Consider the following 15212-nt stretch of genomic DNA (forward strand, 5'->3'; position numbering starts at 1 on the left):
TGAAATCGTTGCCACAAATCTTGTTGGCTACCGACGCTGCGCTGTGTTGTCCCTGACGGGACAAGGGATTGGTGATGATTTGTTGCCGACGTGCTACCGACGCTATGCTGTTGTGTCCCTGACGGGACAACAAGGGGATTACGACGATTTATGGTGTACCGCTCGCTCCGTAGGAGCGCCACAGCGTAGCGTCGGTAGGGGCCCCATCGATGTCCCCGCCCCCTCACGGCTTCGGTACCGTGATAGCCGGCGTCCAGTCCCAGGCCGGCGGATCGATGCCGAGGAGGTGTTTGACGAAAAAGTCGCGGCGTTTGTGCTCGCCGTAGTCGCCGCCGAGAGAATGGTTCATGCCCGGCACAAACAGAAAATCAAAGTTTTTGTTGGCTTTGATCAGGGCGTTGATCAGCTGGTAGGTCGATGACGGATCAACGTTGTCGTCCAGCTCGCCCAGAATCAGGAGTAACTTGCCTTTCAGCCTGGCGGCATGGGTCACGTTCGATGAGGCGGCATAGTGCTCGCCGATGGGGTAGCCCATCCACTGCTCGTTCCACCAGATTTTGTCCATCCGGTTGTCGTGGCAACCCGACGACGAGACGGCAACCTTGTAGAAATCCGGATGGTGCAGCAGCGCTCCGGCCGAACTTTGCCCGCCTGCTGAGTTTCCCCAAATCCCTACGCGGCTCAGATCCATGTACGGATACTGCCGCGCCGCTGCCTGCATCCAGGCGATGCGGTCGGGGAAACCGCTGTCTTTCAGGTTTTGCCAGCACACATCATGAAAGGCTTTCGAGCGGTTGGACGTTCCCATGCCGTCGCACTGCACCACAATAAAGCCCAGCTCCGCCATTTCGTGCAGCGATCCGCGCGAATCGGTGACGAAGTTTTTGGGTACAAACGAGTCGTGCGGCCCGGCATAAATGTATTCGATGACGGGGTATTTTTTGGCCGGATCAAAATTCGATGGGCGCACGATGATACCCCAAATGTCGGTTTTGCCGTCGCGCCCCTTGGCCGTAAATACTTCCGGCCGTTTCCAGCCTGTCGCCAGCAGCGGGGCAATATCAGCCTTTTCGAGGTCCATCAGCACCTTACCCGTCGCCGCCTCGCGCAGTAAGGTTACCTGTGGTTCATCCACGCGTGAGTAGCAGTCAGCAACGTATTGATAATCATCGGAGAAATAAGTGCGGTGGTTGCCGTTACCCTGCGTCAGGGCGGTCAGGCCGGTGCCGTCGAAATTGATGCGGTACAGCTGAATGAAATACGGGTCTTGTCCGGCTTCGCGACCACTGCCTTCAAACAGAATAGTACGTTTGGCCTCGTCAACCGATACCACCCGCCGGACCACCCAGTCTCCTTTGGTGATCTGGTTTTTAACCTTGCCGGTGCCATCGTACAGGTAAAGGTGATTCCAGCCATCCCGCTCGGAAGCCCAGATCAGTTCGCGGCCATCGGCCAGATCGTACCGGAAATACTTACCGCTGTAATGAATAAAGGTCTTACTGGTTTCGTCGATCAGCGGCGTGGTGGTGCCATCGGTACGCATCTCAAAAACGGTGTAGCACTGGTGACCCCGCTGGTTATACTCAAACGTAAACGCACGGCTGTCCCTGCGCCATTGCGGCGTCGTTACGTTATACTGCCCGGCAATGAGCGTGGCCGGTACCGGCAGTTGCTGCCGGGTGTCAATGACAAACAGGGTAGGCGTCCGCTGCGGCAGCGCATCGCCGGGTTTCAGGTAGGGACGGGAGTGCAGTTTCGGTTGCAGCTGGTCTGTCGGCGATGATTCGATGAGGTAAATCAGGTGCGGGGCGTTGGCACGTACCTTGTTCACAGCCAGTTTTTTGCTGTCCGGCGACCAGACAATCCGCGCCGAATAGTAGTCTCCTTCCGATCCGTCAAAACTCAGGGCAACTTCGTCGCCTGGTTTGCGGACCGGCCGGATGTAGACATTGTGGTTTTTGATGAAAGCGACATAGGCCCCGTCCGGCGAAGGCACCGGACGCCCGTCGCGTTCGTCGTTCTGACTGCCCCAGTACCGGTTCGGACCGGCCGGAGACGAGACCTCCTTCAGCCGGCACTGGTAGCTGTCGAGCGGGCAGACAAAGGTAGAGTCCTTTATTTTGAACGATACCTCGTTGGGCAGCAGCGTAATCTCACTGAATGGCAGCTGATAAGGGGCGGCCGGTTGTCCGGTCAGGCGGCTGAGGGAGGCCGCCAGCCGCGTCTGGTCAAAGGCCGGGCTTTTTTCGCGCTTATCAGCGTCGACTTTGATGAATTCCTTTCCGTTGGCCGTCGTTTTCAGGTACCAGAAGGTATGTCCCTGCCACTGCACTTTGTCGGGCGCATGGTAGATCTTGTTCTGGAATGCCCCGTTCAGGGCTTCGGCCCGCTGGTAATCGGCCCGCGTGCCCTGCGAGTGGCCGGAAAAGGGCAGCGTCAACAGAAAACTAAGAAATGTCAAATACCGGAAAACCGGAACGGGAGAAGCTGCCATAGGTGCCGCTGAACGAAGTAGTTTAACGGCTAAATATAGCGCATATTCTCCTTATGCCATTAGCTTGTCCGGTGTAATGGGCAGATTCCGGATGCGTTTGCCGGTAGCATGATAGACGGCATTGGCCACCGCTGCCGCAAACCCGATCATGCCGATTTCGCCGATGCCTTTGGCGCCGATCGGGTCAAGGATGGTGTCGGGCTGGTCAATCAGAATCACATCAATGTCGGGTACGTCGGCGAAGACCGGCAGGTGGTAATCGGCCAGATCCTTGTTGACGTACCGGCCGAAGCGGTGGTCGATCTGCCCTTCCTCCATCAGCGCCATGCCCAGCCCCCATACCACGGACCCAAGCACCTGACTGCGGGCGGTTTTGGCGTTGATTACCTTTCCGACATCCAGCGCCGACACGACCTTAACAACCCGCACCTGACCGGTTACCGGATGCACCCATACTTCCACGAAATTGGCACAGAACGACTTGCCCGAGTGCGTTTTTTCCTCACTGCCACTCTTCGATTCTTTCGTTACCGACAACTGTGGCATGCCTTTCTGCCGGAGCAGTTCCACGTAGCCGTCGCGGGTCGTAATGGCTTGTCCGCTGGCTAGTTCCAGCACCTTTTGCCGGAGTGACAGGCACACATCATACACCGCCGAACCAACTGAGGTGGTTGTGTGTGACCCAAACTGACCGGGGGCAGGTGGCAGGGCCGAATCGCCCAGTTCGAACCGGACATGGGCGGGGTCCATCGACATCACATCGGCCGCAATCTGGGTCATGATGGTATAGGTGCCCGGACCCACGTCGGCCGTGGCGCTCTGGACCAGCAGGGAGCCGTCGGCCAGGAGCGTTGCGCGTGCAGTGGCCGGTGAGCGGCCGGCTTTGTAAATCCCCGCACTCATGCCCAGCCCGACGAGCCAGTCGCCGTCGCGCATTGAACCCGGGGCGGGTGTCCGGCGTGCCCAGTTGAATTGCGTTGCCCCGCGTTCGTAGCAGGCCCGCAACTGATTGCTGGTCCAGGGATGCTGATTTTCGGGGTCGTTTTCGGCAAAATTAGCCAGCCGCAGAGCGATGGGATCCATGCCGAGGGCATAGGCCAGTTCATCCATTGCCGACTCCAGCGCAAACGAGCCGCTTGATTCTCCGGGACCGCGGGTCCAGCAGGGCGTGCTCAGGTCGAGGGGGACGAGCTTGTACGTTGTGTTCAGATTCGGGCAGCTGTACAGCGATTTCGACGGGTCGACAATGCGTTCGGCAAACTGTTCGTAGCTGGATGTCAGGCCGTAGGCTTCGTGGGTAATGCCCACCAGTTTACCGTCCGGACTGGCGCCGATACCCACTTTCTGGATGGATTCGGGCCGGTAGCCGACCATATTAAACACCTGATCGCGCCGCAGCACCACCTTAACCGGCCGGCCTACTTTTTTCGCGCCCAGAATAGCCGCCATTTCCTGCGGCCACACCCTCGACGAGCTGCCAAAGGCCCCGCCCACAAACGGCGAATGAACCCGTACGTTTTCTTCTTTGAGGTTGAACGCCTTCATGATGTCCTGCTGGGCGATCCTCACGGCCTGGGTTTTGTTGTAAACCGTCACGTTATTGGCATCCTGCCAGACAGCTGTTGCCGCATGGGGTTCCATCGGGTTATGGACGTTGATGGGCGTTGTGTATTCCTGTTCCACGCGTACGGGGGCGGTTGTGTAGGCGTTGGCCTGCCCGCGCAGGTAGTCGTCCGCGCGTTTGGGTTTGGTGCCTTTGGTGAGGTTGGGCCGGAGCGCTGTTTGGTGAGGCGCTTGTGCATACTGCACCGTAACGAGCGACGCCGCATGGTTGGCCCGTTCAAACGTATCGGCCAGCACCAGCGCCACCGGCTGGTTATTGAACAGAATTTCGTCGTTGTAAAACACCCTGAATTCCTGCCCGTCAACGCGGGTCTGCCCCGTAGGTTTCGCTTCGTAGCCCGGTACCTTCGGCGCATTCTGATACGTTATGATTTCCAGCACCCCCGGTGCTTTTCGGGCGGCCTGTGTGTCAATGGCCTTAATCCGGCCTTTGGCAATGGTACTCGTCACCAGCACCCCATACACGAGTCCGGTCAGTTGATTATCGGCGGCATACGTTGCGCCGCCCGTTACTTTCAGCCGCCCGTCAACGCGGCTCATTGGATCACCGATCATAAGTCTTAAAGAGTGAAAGGGTGAAAGAGTGTCAGTTCCCCTCTCCTCGTTTTGAGGGGAGGGGTTAGGGGTGGGGTGCTGTACCAGTTCCCCTCTCCTCGTTTTGAGGGAAGGGGTTAAGGATGGGGTGCTGTACCAGTTCCCCTCTCCTCATGTTGAGGGAAGGGGTTAGGGGTGGGGTGTTAACCGGCGGCTCTGGTCAGGGCCTCAACAATAGCGGCGGGGGCCAGCTTCAGCTTATAGGTGTTGTGCTCAAAGGCCCGTGCACCCCGCATAGCTACCTGTGCCGCCTCGCGGAACGTGGCTTCGGTAGCCGGTTTGCCAATCAGAACCTGCTCTGCTTCGGTCAGCCGCCACGGCTTGTGGGCCACCCCGCCCATCGCCAGCCGTGCCTGCTGAATGGTTTTACCCTTCAGGTCAAGCGCGGCGGCTACCGAAATCAGGGCGAAGGCATACGACGCGCGGTCACGGATTTTGAGGTAATGGCTGTGTGTGGCCAACGCATTGTCCGGTAGCCGGAGTGCGGTAATCAGTTCGCCGTGTTGCAGCGTGTTGTCTTTCTGCGGATTACTGCCCGGTAACCGGTGGAATCCTGTAAACGGAATAGTCCGGTTACCGCCCGGCCCCCATACCTCTACCGTGGCGTCCAGGGCCGCAAGCGCTACGCACATATCACTCGGATGAACGGCAATGCACACATGCTGGTCGGGTACGGGTTCCAGTCCGAAAATGGCATGCATGCGGTTGATACCGGCGACGGCCCCGCATCCGCTGCCGGGCGCCCGTTTGTTGCAGGGCAGCGACGGATCGTAGAAGTACGGGCACCGCGTACGCTGCATCATGTTGCCGCCGACCGTTGCCATGTTCCGGATCTGGGCCGAGGCCCCGGCGTTCAGCGCCTGTGCCAGCAGGGGAAGTTTTTTCAGGATAAGCGAATGATCGGCCACGGTGCTGTTGAGGGCCAGCGCGCCGATGCGGATGGTTTTCCCCTCGTCGGCAATGTCGCGCAGGGGCAGGTTATTGATGTCGACCAGCTTCGGCGGGGCGGTAATGCCACGTTTCATCAGGTCGATGAGGTTGGTGCCGCCGGCAATGAATTGGGCTGAAAGGTCGGTCCGCACCCCATCGATGGCGCTTTTGGGCGACGAAGCCCGCAGATACTGGAAGTTAATCATACCTTTTGCCCTCCTTTCTTCACCTCGGCGATGGCATCGACAATGTTGTTATAGGCCCCGCACCGGCAGATGTTGCCGCTCATATATTCCCGGATCTCGTCGGGTGAGTTGGCGCGGTCTTCGCGGAGGCAGCCGATGGCCGACATAATCTGGCCGGGCGTACAGTAGCCGCACTGAAATCCGTCGTGCCGGATAAAGGCCTCCTGCACCGGATGCAGTTTGCCTTGCGGCCCGGCTTCGGCGAGGCCTTCGATGGTCGTAACGGCTTGTCCTTCGTGCATGACTGCAAACGTCAGGCACGACAGCGTGCGCCGGCCGTCGATATGAACGGTACAAGCACCGCACTGGCCGTAGTCGCAGCCTTTTTTAGTGCCGGTGAGGTTAAGGCGTTCGCGCAGCAGATCGAGCAGCGTTACCCGTGGTTCAACCGACAGCGTATACGGTTTTCCGTTGATTGTCAGTTTAAGCGTTACCTGCTCGAAATAGGCGGCGGCTTTTTCGTCAAGATGCTTTTCGGCTGCCTGCACCACCACCGAAGGCGTCAGCGACAAAGCGGTCAGCAGGGTTGATTGTTTCAGAAAGTCACGGCGTGCTTCCTGTCCGGCGTTGTTATTCCGGTCGGGTTCATTGTGTTGCATAGCCCGGATCGTTTTCCGGTAAAGCCTGTGGCTGGCCCCAAGGTTTTTAAATGCCCCGAAAACCGAGCGTATGCGCCTTTGCTATGGCATGGTGGCAAAATCCTGTGTCGTACCTACGGCACGAAACGGTGGTTGGGAACATGGCGGGCGGACGTGCTACCGACGCTGCGCTGTGTTGTCCCTGACGGGACAAATGGGAAACGGTGTTTTGGGCTGTCTACCGACGCGGTGCTGTGTTGTCCCTGACGGGACAAGGGGAAACGGTGTTTTGGGCTGTCTACCGACGCTGCGCTGTGTTGTCCCTGACGGGACAAATGGGAAACGGTGTTTTGGGCTGTCTACCGACGCTGCGCTGTGTTGTCCCTGACGGGACAAGGGGAAAACGGTGTTTTGGGCTACCGACGCGGTGCTGTGTTGTCCCTGACGGGACAAGGGGAAACGGTGTTTTGGGCTGTCTACCGACGCTGCGCTGTGTTGTCCCTGACGGGACAAATGGGAAACGGTGTTTTGGGCTGTCTACCGACGCTGCGCTGTGTTGTCCCTGACGGGACAAGGGGTAAACGGTGTTTTGGGCTACCGACGCTGCGCTGTGTTGTCCCTGACGGGACAAATGGGAAACGGTGTTTTGGGCCGTCTACGCTACGCTGTGTTGTCCCTGACGGGACAAACGGTAAACGGTGATGGGGTATCTACCGACGCTGCGCTGTGTTGTCCCTGACTGGACAAATGGGGAATGGTGTTTTGGTGTAGGCGCCAACCAATTGATTATTCCCGTGCTTTTCGGGACGGCTATAAAAGCTCCGTAGGAGCACCACAGCGCAGCGTCGGTAGCCATCGATGAATCCCGTTCCGGCCAACCGCCCTGTAAGGGCATTATAAATCATGTGTCGTACCTACGGCACGAAACGGTGGTTGGGAACATCACGGGCGGACGTCTACCGACGCTGCGCTGTGTTGTCCCTGACGGGACAGGGGGTAAACGGTGATGGGGTATCTACCGACGCTGCGCTGTGTTGTCCCTGACGGGACAGGGGGTAAACGGTGATGGGGTATCTACCGACGCTACGCTGTGTTGTCCCTGACGGGACAGGGGGTAAACGGTGAAGGGGTATCTACCGACGCTGCGCTGTGTTGTCCCTGACGGGACAGGGGGTAAACGGTGAAGGGGTATCTACCGACGCTGCGCTGTGTTGTCCCTGACGGGACAGGGGGTAAACGGTGAAGGGGTATCTACCGACGCTGCGCTGTGTTGTCCCTGACGGGACAGGGGGTAAACGGTGAAGGGGTATCTACCGACGCTGCGCTGTGTTGTCCCTGACGGGACAGGGGGTAAACGGTGAAGGGGTATCTACCGACGCTGCGCTGTGTTGTCCCTGACGGGACAGGGGGTAAACGGTGAAGGGGTATCTACCGACGCTGCGCTGTGTTGTCCCTGACGGGACAGGGGGTAAACGGTGAAGGGGTATCTACCGACGCTGCGCTGTGTTGTCCCTGACGGGACAGGGGGTAAACGGTGAAGGGGTATCTACCGACGCTGCGCTGTGTTGTCCCTGACGGGACAGGGGGTAAACGGTGAAGGGGTATCTACCGACGCTGCGCTGTGTTGTCCCTGACGGGACAGGGGGTAAACGGTGATGGGGTATCTACCGACGCTACGCTGTGTTGTCCCTGACGGGACAGGGGGTAAACGGTGAATTCATGGGGTATCTACCGACGCTACGCTGTGTTGTCCCTGACGGGACAAATGGGAAACGGTGTTTTGGGTAGGCGCAAACCAATTGATTATTCCTGTGCCTTTCGGGACGGCTATAAAAGCTCCGTAGGAGCACCACAGCGCAGCGTCGGTAGCCATCGATGAATCCCGTTCAGGCCAACAGCCCTGTAGGGGCGTTACAAATCATGTGTCGTACCTGCGGCATGGAACAATGATCCGGTATGTAAATGTACATGGCGGTTTGTAAAAACCGGTTTGGCGCTGATTGCACGAAAATAGAGACATTAGCCCTGCACCGTGTTTGCCGGCGTCTTAACCAGCGATAGCTGTAAGACCAGCAGCACGCCCTGAAGCAACCAGATAGAGGGCATGAGCGATGCGTAATAAAGGCAGGTGCCGAGGCATAGGCCCGCTATGGTGACGATACTTGAGGTGAGGGCAAACCACTGCCGGAAAGCCCCGGGCCTGATAAAGGCAAGGAACAGGTGGGTAGGCAGCAACCACAGCAACTGGTAGTTCTGTTGTAGTGGTACATGTAGCGACCATACCGTAACCCCCGCGAGCAGACAGCCAAACAGACCAGTCATCACCAGTAAGGTGGTTCGCCAGAGCCGGTAAACGTGCGGTAAACGGAGTCTGGTAAAAATGGTGAGGATCAGCAACCCTGCCCAGACCTGCCACGGTCTGACCGGGACGTATTCATCGGTGGTTTCGGTTGCTGAGGAGGTAAATAGCAGGCGGCTCTGCCTGACAAACGCTTGTCCATACCGGCGGCTGCGGGCAAGGGCTTCTTTTAACGCGTCGGGCAGAAAAAGCGTTTGCCGGTAGGGTAGCGGCTGATCAGCCGGCCCAGGGCCAGATTAATGCCGGTAGCGATCCACGGATGTGGTGCGGTATAGGGAGCAATCAGCTGCCGGTGGGTTTGTGGAGACGTATACCTGCCTGAATCAAGCCGGATGGATGCGGCCAGGCTCTGGTTCAGAAGTAGCAAGGGGCGGGTGGAGCAGTTGTCGGTAAAAAACCGGTAGCGGTAGTAGCGGGCAGGTGATTGCAGCAGGGCTTCCAGTTTGTCGTACAGCGTCTGTACCTCCGTTGGGGTGAGGGCAAGTGTCTGTTGGTAAATGCTCCGGTTTTCCAGCTGATAGGTATACAGAAACAGGTTGAAGGAAGCAGCGGACAACCAATACTGTAAACTGCCCCGTACAAAATAAACCGGAAAACCTGCCTGGCGGGAATCAAACGTGCCGAAATTATAGACCCGGTTAAGGCCGGTAGCCTGGTCTTCGACCTGTAGGGCCGTATGACCAAAAAGCGAATAGGCATCATTGCCGGGCGCACAGGTCAGAACACTGACCGTGGCCGATGGCGACAGGCGGATGCCCGCCGCCATCCCTGGCAAACAGCCTGCCAGCAACAAAATGATGGGCCGGAGAACGCGGGTCAGCATGCTGAACGAGCCTACTTCACCCGGTTAAACGTAAACAAATCCTTGAACACCCATTTGCCGTCCTGCTGGCGGCCGAGGGCGATGACGAACTGGTCAGCGGCGCGTTTTTCGTACAGCACGCGCAGGGCATCGCCGGTTTTCTCAAAAACAGCACGGCCTTTTGAGGCTTCCACAAAGGTGTAATGATCAGGCTTGTCTTTGTCTTCCTGCGCAATCAGGCCGGGTTTGAAGTGGCGCACCCGCACCACCGGCCCCTGTTCAGTTTGTTCGATGCCGAAGAGTTCGTACAGCGTGATTTTGCTGTCTTTCATCATGCGGATAAACCCGATCATGTTATCACCCGTGGGGGCCGACCATACGGCTTCGATGGGCCCGCCGTTGTGGGTGCCCTGCCAGTGGCCTTCGATAAAGGCAAGATCAGAAATGTGGCCTGACGGCTGGGCGCGCGAAGCCGTCAGGCTGGCGAATACAAGGCCCAGAATAAGGAAAAAACGGTTCATAGACGAATTGCGGAACGTTGCACACGATAAAGCGCCGGACCGGTACGGATTTACTGGTACGGAGAAAGGACCGGCAGAAGCAGGCATTGCGAAAAAATCAGGGATGGTCATAGGGGGAGGCGCCGGTTGGATGGTCATGGTACCGAAGCAGTTGAAAACGGCATCTTTGGATGCTCCCCGCTTAACAGCAAAAACACAAATACCATGAACCGGATCGTCTCATTTTTTACGTCATTATGTTTACTATCATCCATCGCACAGGGACAATCGCCGGATGCGCAGCGTGAGCAGCTCGCGCAGGACCGGCAGGGCCGTTACCCGAAACGTGCCGTGCAGATCGGATTTGTTTCACCCATCAGCACCAATGGCCTGGATGCCGGCAAGGTCAGCAACCGGCTGTCGCTGAATGCACTCGGGAGCTACGCCGCCGCCCTTGACGGAGCCGAGTTCAGCGGGTTGGCCAATGTGGAAAAGGATTATGTGGCCGGTGTGCAGTTTGCCGGTATTGTCAACGCCGTGGGCCATGAGGTCGACGGGGCGCAGTTTGCGGGCATTGCCAACGTGGTGGGCGGGCCGGTATATGGCGCGCAGTTTGCCGGTATCAGCAACGTAGTGCGTCAATCGGTAAAGGGGACGCAGATCGCTGGTATCAGTAATCTGGCCGGTGGCCGCGTACAGGGGGCACAGATTGCCGGTATCGTAAACGTTGGCCGCGATGTGACAGGCGTTCAGATTGCGGGTATTATCAACGCGGCGAAACACGTCAAAGGCTCACAGATCGGGCTGATCAACGTAGCTGATAACATCGACGGGCCGCAGATCGGACTCATCAGCCTGGCGCGGACGGGCGGTTACCGGCGTCTGGACGTGTGGGCCAGTGATGTGCTGCTGGGCAACGTGGCGCTCAAAATGGGTGGTAACCGTCAGTTTTACAACATATTCGCCGTGGGGGCCAACTGGCCGTCGGCGGGCACATACACCCGCTGGGGCTATGGCTACGGGATCGGTACCAACATGCCGCTGGGCAAACGCCTGCAACTGAGTCTGGAAGCCATGTCGTACCAGATTCACGAGGAGGCGACGAGCTGGGATAAACTGAATATGCTGAATCAGGCACGGGTGAGTTTTATTGTGCCGGTTTATAAACGTGTAGCCATTACCGTTACCCCGACATTCAACGTGCAGGTGTCACAGCAGGAAAACCGCGAGCGTACCGCCATCGGCCCGAAATGGTCAAACCGGACCATATACGATCAACTGGTCAACAACCGCACCCGTGTCCGGATGTGGCCCGGCATCAACGTCGGTATGCAGTTCTGAGAAAAGATTTTTACCGCGAAAGAATTTTACCACACAGGCACATAGCTCACATAAGTATATACTTACTTCTTTGTTTTCTATGTGCCTGTGTGGTTTTATAACATATTGACACGCAATTCTTTTGGTGGACTATGGCATCATCATTCGTTTGCGACCAGGTAATTAAACTGAATGATCTCGTTATTCGGCTTGTCGCGTTTGACAGCGACGAAATAAAGATCATGCCGGCCGGTAATGGCTTTGTCGAGATTACCCGTCACCTGCGCCGCCTTGCCAAAATCGCCCGTGGCTTTGTAGGTAACCCGGCTGACGACCGGCCCCGCGAAGGAATCAAGCCGTAGCTCAATTTCACCGTCCTTGTCTTTCGAACTGTAGTCGTACGTAAACGACCGGATATTGGTCAGATCAATGTTTTTCAGCATCAGGTACGATTTGTGATTGCCGGCACTGAGCCGATTACCCCAGCGCGGAAAACCGACGTGGGCATCCACAAAAGGCGCCATGACTTTGGCATTGCGGAGAGTGATAAGCTCCGTTGCCGTCAGCGGACCGACGCCGTTGCCGCCTTCATCGGTGTAGGTAGCCAGCAGCGAGTACTGACCGCGCGGCTCATCGGCCTTGTGTTCGTTGAGCGGTAAGGTGCCGGTCGTTGCCAGCGTAGTAGCCGACTTTTTGGCGTCGGTCAGCGAGAAAATGTACTTTACCATCTCCTGCGCGTCCTGAGCCGACAACTGCGGGTGGGCACTCATAACATGGTCTTTGCTCCAGCTGCCGCCGCCGCCGTCAATGATCTTTTTGCCAAGCATCGCTACGGCGCCGTTCTGCGTTTTGTAGCGTTGGGCGATGGCCGTAAAGGTTGGGCCAACGGATGGCTTGTCGATGGTATGGCAGGCCTTGCAGTCGCTGCCGGCAATAAGTCCTTTGCCGGGCAATTCCTTATCCGGCAGTTCTGCCTGATGGCCTGAAGGCTGGTCATTGTTCATGGTGGAAGGCTGCGGGTTGTAGCTGTATTGTACCTTGATTTTACGCGCATCAACGGCGGGTGTTTCCTTGTCGGTTGCTACGACGCGGTATGAAAACGGCTTGTCCGGCCAGTAAAACGACTTGTTATTGCTGGTCTGAACGGCGATTTCCGGTTTGGCGTTGCCGACTTTGACCACAATAGTATCCCGCCCGACGCGGCCAGTCTGGTCGGTTACGGCAAAAACAGCGTTGTAAACGCCCGGCTGCGTGTAAGTATACGTAGCCGCCGGTTTGGTGGCGCCGACTGTTTTGCCGTCGAACAGCCACTGGTAGGTCAGCTGATCGTCGTCGTCGAAATCGGTGCCACGTCCGCTGAACCGGACCCGTAACGGAGCGGTTCCGGCGGCTTCGCGGAAGGAGGGGGCATTGCGGTTGTCGGATGTCAGGAAAGCACGGGAGCTGGCCAGGGCCGACGCCGCTGAATCCAGTACGCTGGCCCGGGCAACGGGGGCGCGGTTACCACGGTTATACTCGATTTTGACCAGCCGCGCATCTTCGTTGTCGGCGCCGTAGACCGACCCGTATTCGAGCATGTACATAACGCCGTCCTGCCCGAACGCCAGATCAATCGGCCGTCGGAAATCGCCGTTGGCCGCCATAAACGGTTCGTTGCGGACGTAGTTTTCGTCTTTGTCGAAGCGTAGCGCCAGTACCCAGTTCCGCATCCAGTCGAAGACAAACAGCGCACCGTCGTAGTATTCCGGAAAGCGGTTCGGGGCGGTGGATTGGGCATTATAGCTGTAAAACTGCCCCGCCATCGCACTGCGGCCGCCGAGTCCCAGTTCCGGAAAGTCGGTGGAGGCAGCATAAGGGTACCAGATCATGGCGGGTGTGGCCGGTGGCAGGGTGGTCAGACCGGTATTGTTTGGTGAGGTATTGACCGGAGCCGCCGGATTGAAGCGAGGACCGGCCTGGTTAGCGGCAAAGTCCCATTTGGCATAGGCATAGTTGTTGCCGACAAAATACGGCCAGCCGTAGTTACCCGCCTTTTTGGCCTGGTTAAACTCGTCATAGCCCCGTGGTCCCTGAATGCTGTCCTTACCGGCGTCCGGCCCGATTTCACCCCAATATAGCACCGAGGTTTTGGGGTTTACGGCAATGCGGTAGGGGTTCCGGCAGCCCATCGTATAAATCTCCGGCCGCGTTTTGGCCATCCCTTTCGGGAACAGGTTACCGTCGGGAATGGTATACGTGCCATCGGCCTCCGGATGAATCCGCAGCACTTTTCCCTTCAGGTCGTTGGTGTTCGCGGCCGACCGCTGGGCGTCGAGGCTGTAGTATTCCGCGCCGGGGCGCTCGTCCATTGGGGCATAACCATTCGACGGAAAGGGGCTGGAACTGTCGCCGGTCGACAGGTAGAGGTTACCGTCTTTATCCCAGGCGAGTGACCCGCCGTGGTGCGAGCCGCTGTTGTATTGCACCGGCACTTTCAGCAGTACTTTCTCCGATTTGAGATCCAGCGTGTTGTCGGGCGTAACCGTGAATCGTGAAAGCTGAAAATCAATCGGTTCGCTTTCGGTCGGCGGGGCGTAGTAGAGATATATGTACTGATTGCGGCTAAAGTTCGGGTCGAGCGTTACGCCGATCAGACCCGTCCCGCCTTTGACGATCACCGGCAGTTTATGGACCAGTTTGGTCTGGTTGGTGCGGGTATCGTAGACCGACAGATTGCCGTTCAGTTCCGAAAAGAAAATACGGCCGTCGGGGGCCACAGCCAGTTCCATCGGCGCGTTCAGGTCATTAACCAGAATTGTTTTGACAAACCGGTTTTCTTCGGGAGCTTCCACGGCGTAGGCTTTGCTGTAGTCGAGAGGCTTGCCAGTACCCATTACATACCGTAAACCACCAATCAGGTGCTGGACGAACAGCGGCTCGGTATAGGATTCGTCGGTATGGCCGCCACCGGTGTAAAACGCCCGTCCACCGTCGAACGCATGGTACCAGGCAATGGGGTGGTTGGCGCCGTTGGTGCCGCCTTCATAGGAGTTTTCGTCGAGGTTAGCCAGCACATGAAGACCGGTATACAGCGACCGGTAGCTGTACCATTCGTCGGTACGGGGCCAGTGGTCGGGTAAGTGCGTGGTCGACGGGTGGGTTTTGTCGAGAACATCCACGGTGGCCGGCCGGACGTTAGGCATATTCGGGTGGCTGGAAAAATAACCGCCGGCGAGCTTGTTGTACCACGGCCAGTCGTATTCGGTGTCGGCGGCGGCATGGATACCCATGTACCCGCCACCGGCCTGGATGTAGCGCTCAAATGCCGCCTGCTGACGGGCATTCAGTACGTTGCCGGTCGTACTCAGAAAAACAACGGCCTGGTAGTGTCGCAGGCTATCGTCATTGAACCAGGCCGCGTTTTCGGTGGTATCGACGCGTATCTGTGCGTCCTGCCCGATTTTCTGTAAGGCCTTGATCCCGAATGGAATCGACGTGTGCCGCCAGCCTTTGGTTTTTGAAAAGACCAGAATCCGGCTGGTAGAGACAGGGGTAGCCGGACTGCTGGCAGCGGTGCTTGTCTGGCTGACGGGTTTATGCTGAAAACAGGCATAGAGGCTAAGCGCCAGCGCACTCAGGCAACCCAGCGCAAGCCTGCGGGAACGTATGGTTATGAGCATAGGAATAAGGGACGAAAAGCAATTGGTGAATGAGTGAATGAGCGATTGAGTGGTTAATCGCCTTTATTCACTCAATCGCTCACTCACACAATCACTAATTGGTATAAA

9 protein-coding genes are annotated in these 15212 nt (G+C 57.6%); 1 reads left to right on the forward strand and 8 read right to left on the reverse strand.

The window, feature by feature from the left end:
* Positions 1-223: 223 nt before the first annotated feature.
* From BLX24_RS06225 to BLX24_RS06255, 7 genes are all read right to left on the reverse strand, one after another.
* Entirely contained in the window at positions 224-2494 is a 2271-nt protein-coding gene (locus BLX24_RS06225) for a S9 family peptidase (RefSeq protein WP_071502208.1), read from the reverse strand.
* Between the two features lie 51 nt (positions 2495-2545).
* A complete protein-coding gene (locus tag BLX24_RS06230; RefSeq protein WP_071502209.1) occupies positions 2546-4672 on the reverse strand; it encodes a xanthine dehydrogenase family protein molybdopterin-binding subunit in 2127 nt (708 codons plus the stop codon).
* Positions 4673-4854: 182 nt separating this feature from the next.
* Positions 4855-5847 carry an FAD binding domain-containing protein gene (locus BLX24_RS06235; RefSeq protein ID WP_071502210.1) on the reverse strand — a complete coding sequence of 331 codons (993 nt, stop codon included), beginning with the start codon at positions 5845-5847 and terminating at the stop codon, positions 4855-4857.
* On the reverse strand, positions 5844-6485 hold the full coding sequence (locus BLX24_RS06240; RefSeq protein WP_071502211.1) for a (2Fe-2S)-binding protein: 642 nt from the start codon (positions 6483-6485) through the stop codon (positions 5844-5846). The genes BLX24_RS06235 and BLX24_RS06240 overlap by 4 nt, the downstream gene beginning before the upstream one ends.
* Positions 6486-8483: 1998 nt before the next feature.
* A complete protein-coding gene (locus tag BLX24_RS06245; RefSeq protein ID WP_445422153.1) occupies positions 8484-9008 on the reverse strand; it encodes a hypothetical protein in 525 nt (174 codons plus the stop codon).
* On the reverse strand, positions 8993-9646 hold the full coding sequence (locus tag BLX24_RS06250) for a lipoprotein N-acyltransferase Lnb domain-containing protein (RefSeq protein ID WP_071502213.1): 654 nt from the start codon (positions 9644-9646) through the stop codon (positions 8993-8995). The genes BLX24_RS06245 and BLX24_RS06250 overlap by 16 nt, the downstream gene beginning before the upstream one ends.
* Positions 9647-9657: 11 nt before the next feature.
* Positions 9658-10146, reverse strand: a complete 489-nt coding sequence (locus BLX24_RS06255; protein WP_071502214.1) for a DUF6265 family protein — start codon at positions 10144-10146, stop codon at positions 9658-9660.
* 204 nt (positions 10147-10350) lie between these two features.
* On the opposite strand from BLX24_RS06255, the gene BLX24_RS06265 reads away from it, so the two are divergent.
* The gene (locus tag BLX24_RS06265) at positions 10351-11466 is read left to right on the forward strand and encodes a hypothetical protein (RefSeq protein WP_071502216.1); all 1116 of its coding nucleotides are present in this window, start codon (positions 10351-10353) and stop codon (positions 11464-11466) included.
* Between the two features lie 140 nt (positions 11467-11606).
* On the opposite strand, the gene BLX24_RS06270 is transcribed toward BLX24_RS06265, so the two are convergent.
* On the reverse strand, positions 11607-15104 hold the full coding sequence (locus BLX24_RS06270; protein WP_071502217.1) for a ThuA domain-containing protein: 3498 nt from the start codon (positions 15102-15104) through the stop codon (positions 11607-11609).
* Positions 15105-15212: the final 108 nt, after the last annotated feature.

The sequence above is a fragment of the Arsenicibacter rosenii genome, from assembly GCF_001870735.1.
GTDB classification, from domain to species: domain Bacteria; phylum Bacteroidota; class Bacteroidia; order Cytophagales; family Spirosomataceae; genus Arsenicibacter; species Arsenicibacter rosenii.

Coding starts and splice junctions, on each gene's coding strand:
- BLX24_RS06225 (WP_071502208.1), bottom strand. CDS start 2,494: ATGGCAGCTTCTCCCGTTCCGGTTTTCCGGTATTTGACATTTCTTAGT.
- BLX24_RS06230 (WP_071502209.1), bottom strand. CDS start 4,672: ATGATCGGTGATCCAATGAGCCGCGTTGACGGGCGGCTGAAAGTAACG.
- BLX24_RS06235 (WP_071502210.1), bottom strand. CDS start 5,847: ATGATTAACTTCCAGTATCTGCGGGCTTCGTCGCCCAAAAGCGCCATC.
- BLX24_RS06240 (WP_071502211.1), bottom strand. CDS start 6,485: ATGCAACACAATGAACCCGACCGGAATAACAACGCCGGACAGGAAGCA.
- BLX24_RS06250 (WP_071502213.1), bottom strand. CDS start 9,646: ATGCTGACCCGCGTTCTCCGGCCCATCATTTTGTTGCTGGCAGGCTGT.
- BLX24_RS06255 (WP_071502214.1), bottom strand. CDS start 10,146: ATGAACCGTTTTTTCCTTATTCTGGGCCTTGTATTCGCCAGCCTGACG.
- BLX24_RS06265 (WP_071502216.1), top strand. CDS start 10,351: ATGAACCGGATCGTCTCATTTTTTACGTCATTATGTTTACTATCATCC.
- BLX24_RS06270 (WP_071502217.1), bottom strand. CDS start 15,104: ATGCTCATAACCATACGTTCCCGCAGGCTTGCGCTGGGTTGCCTGAGT.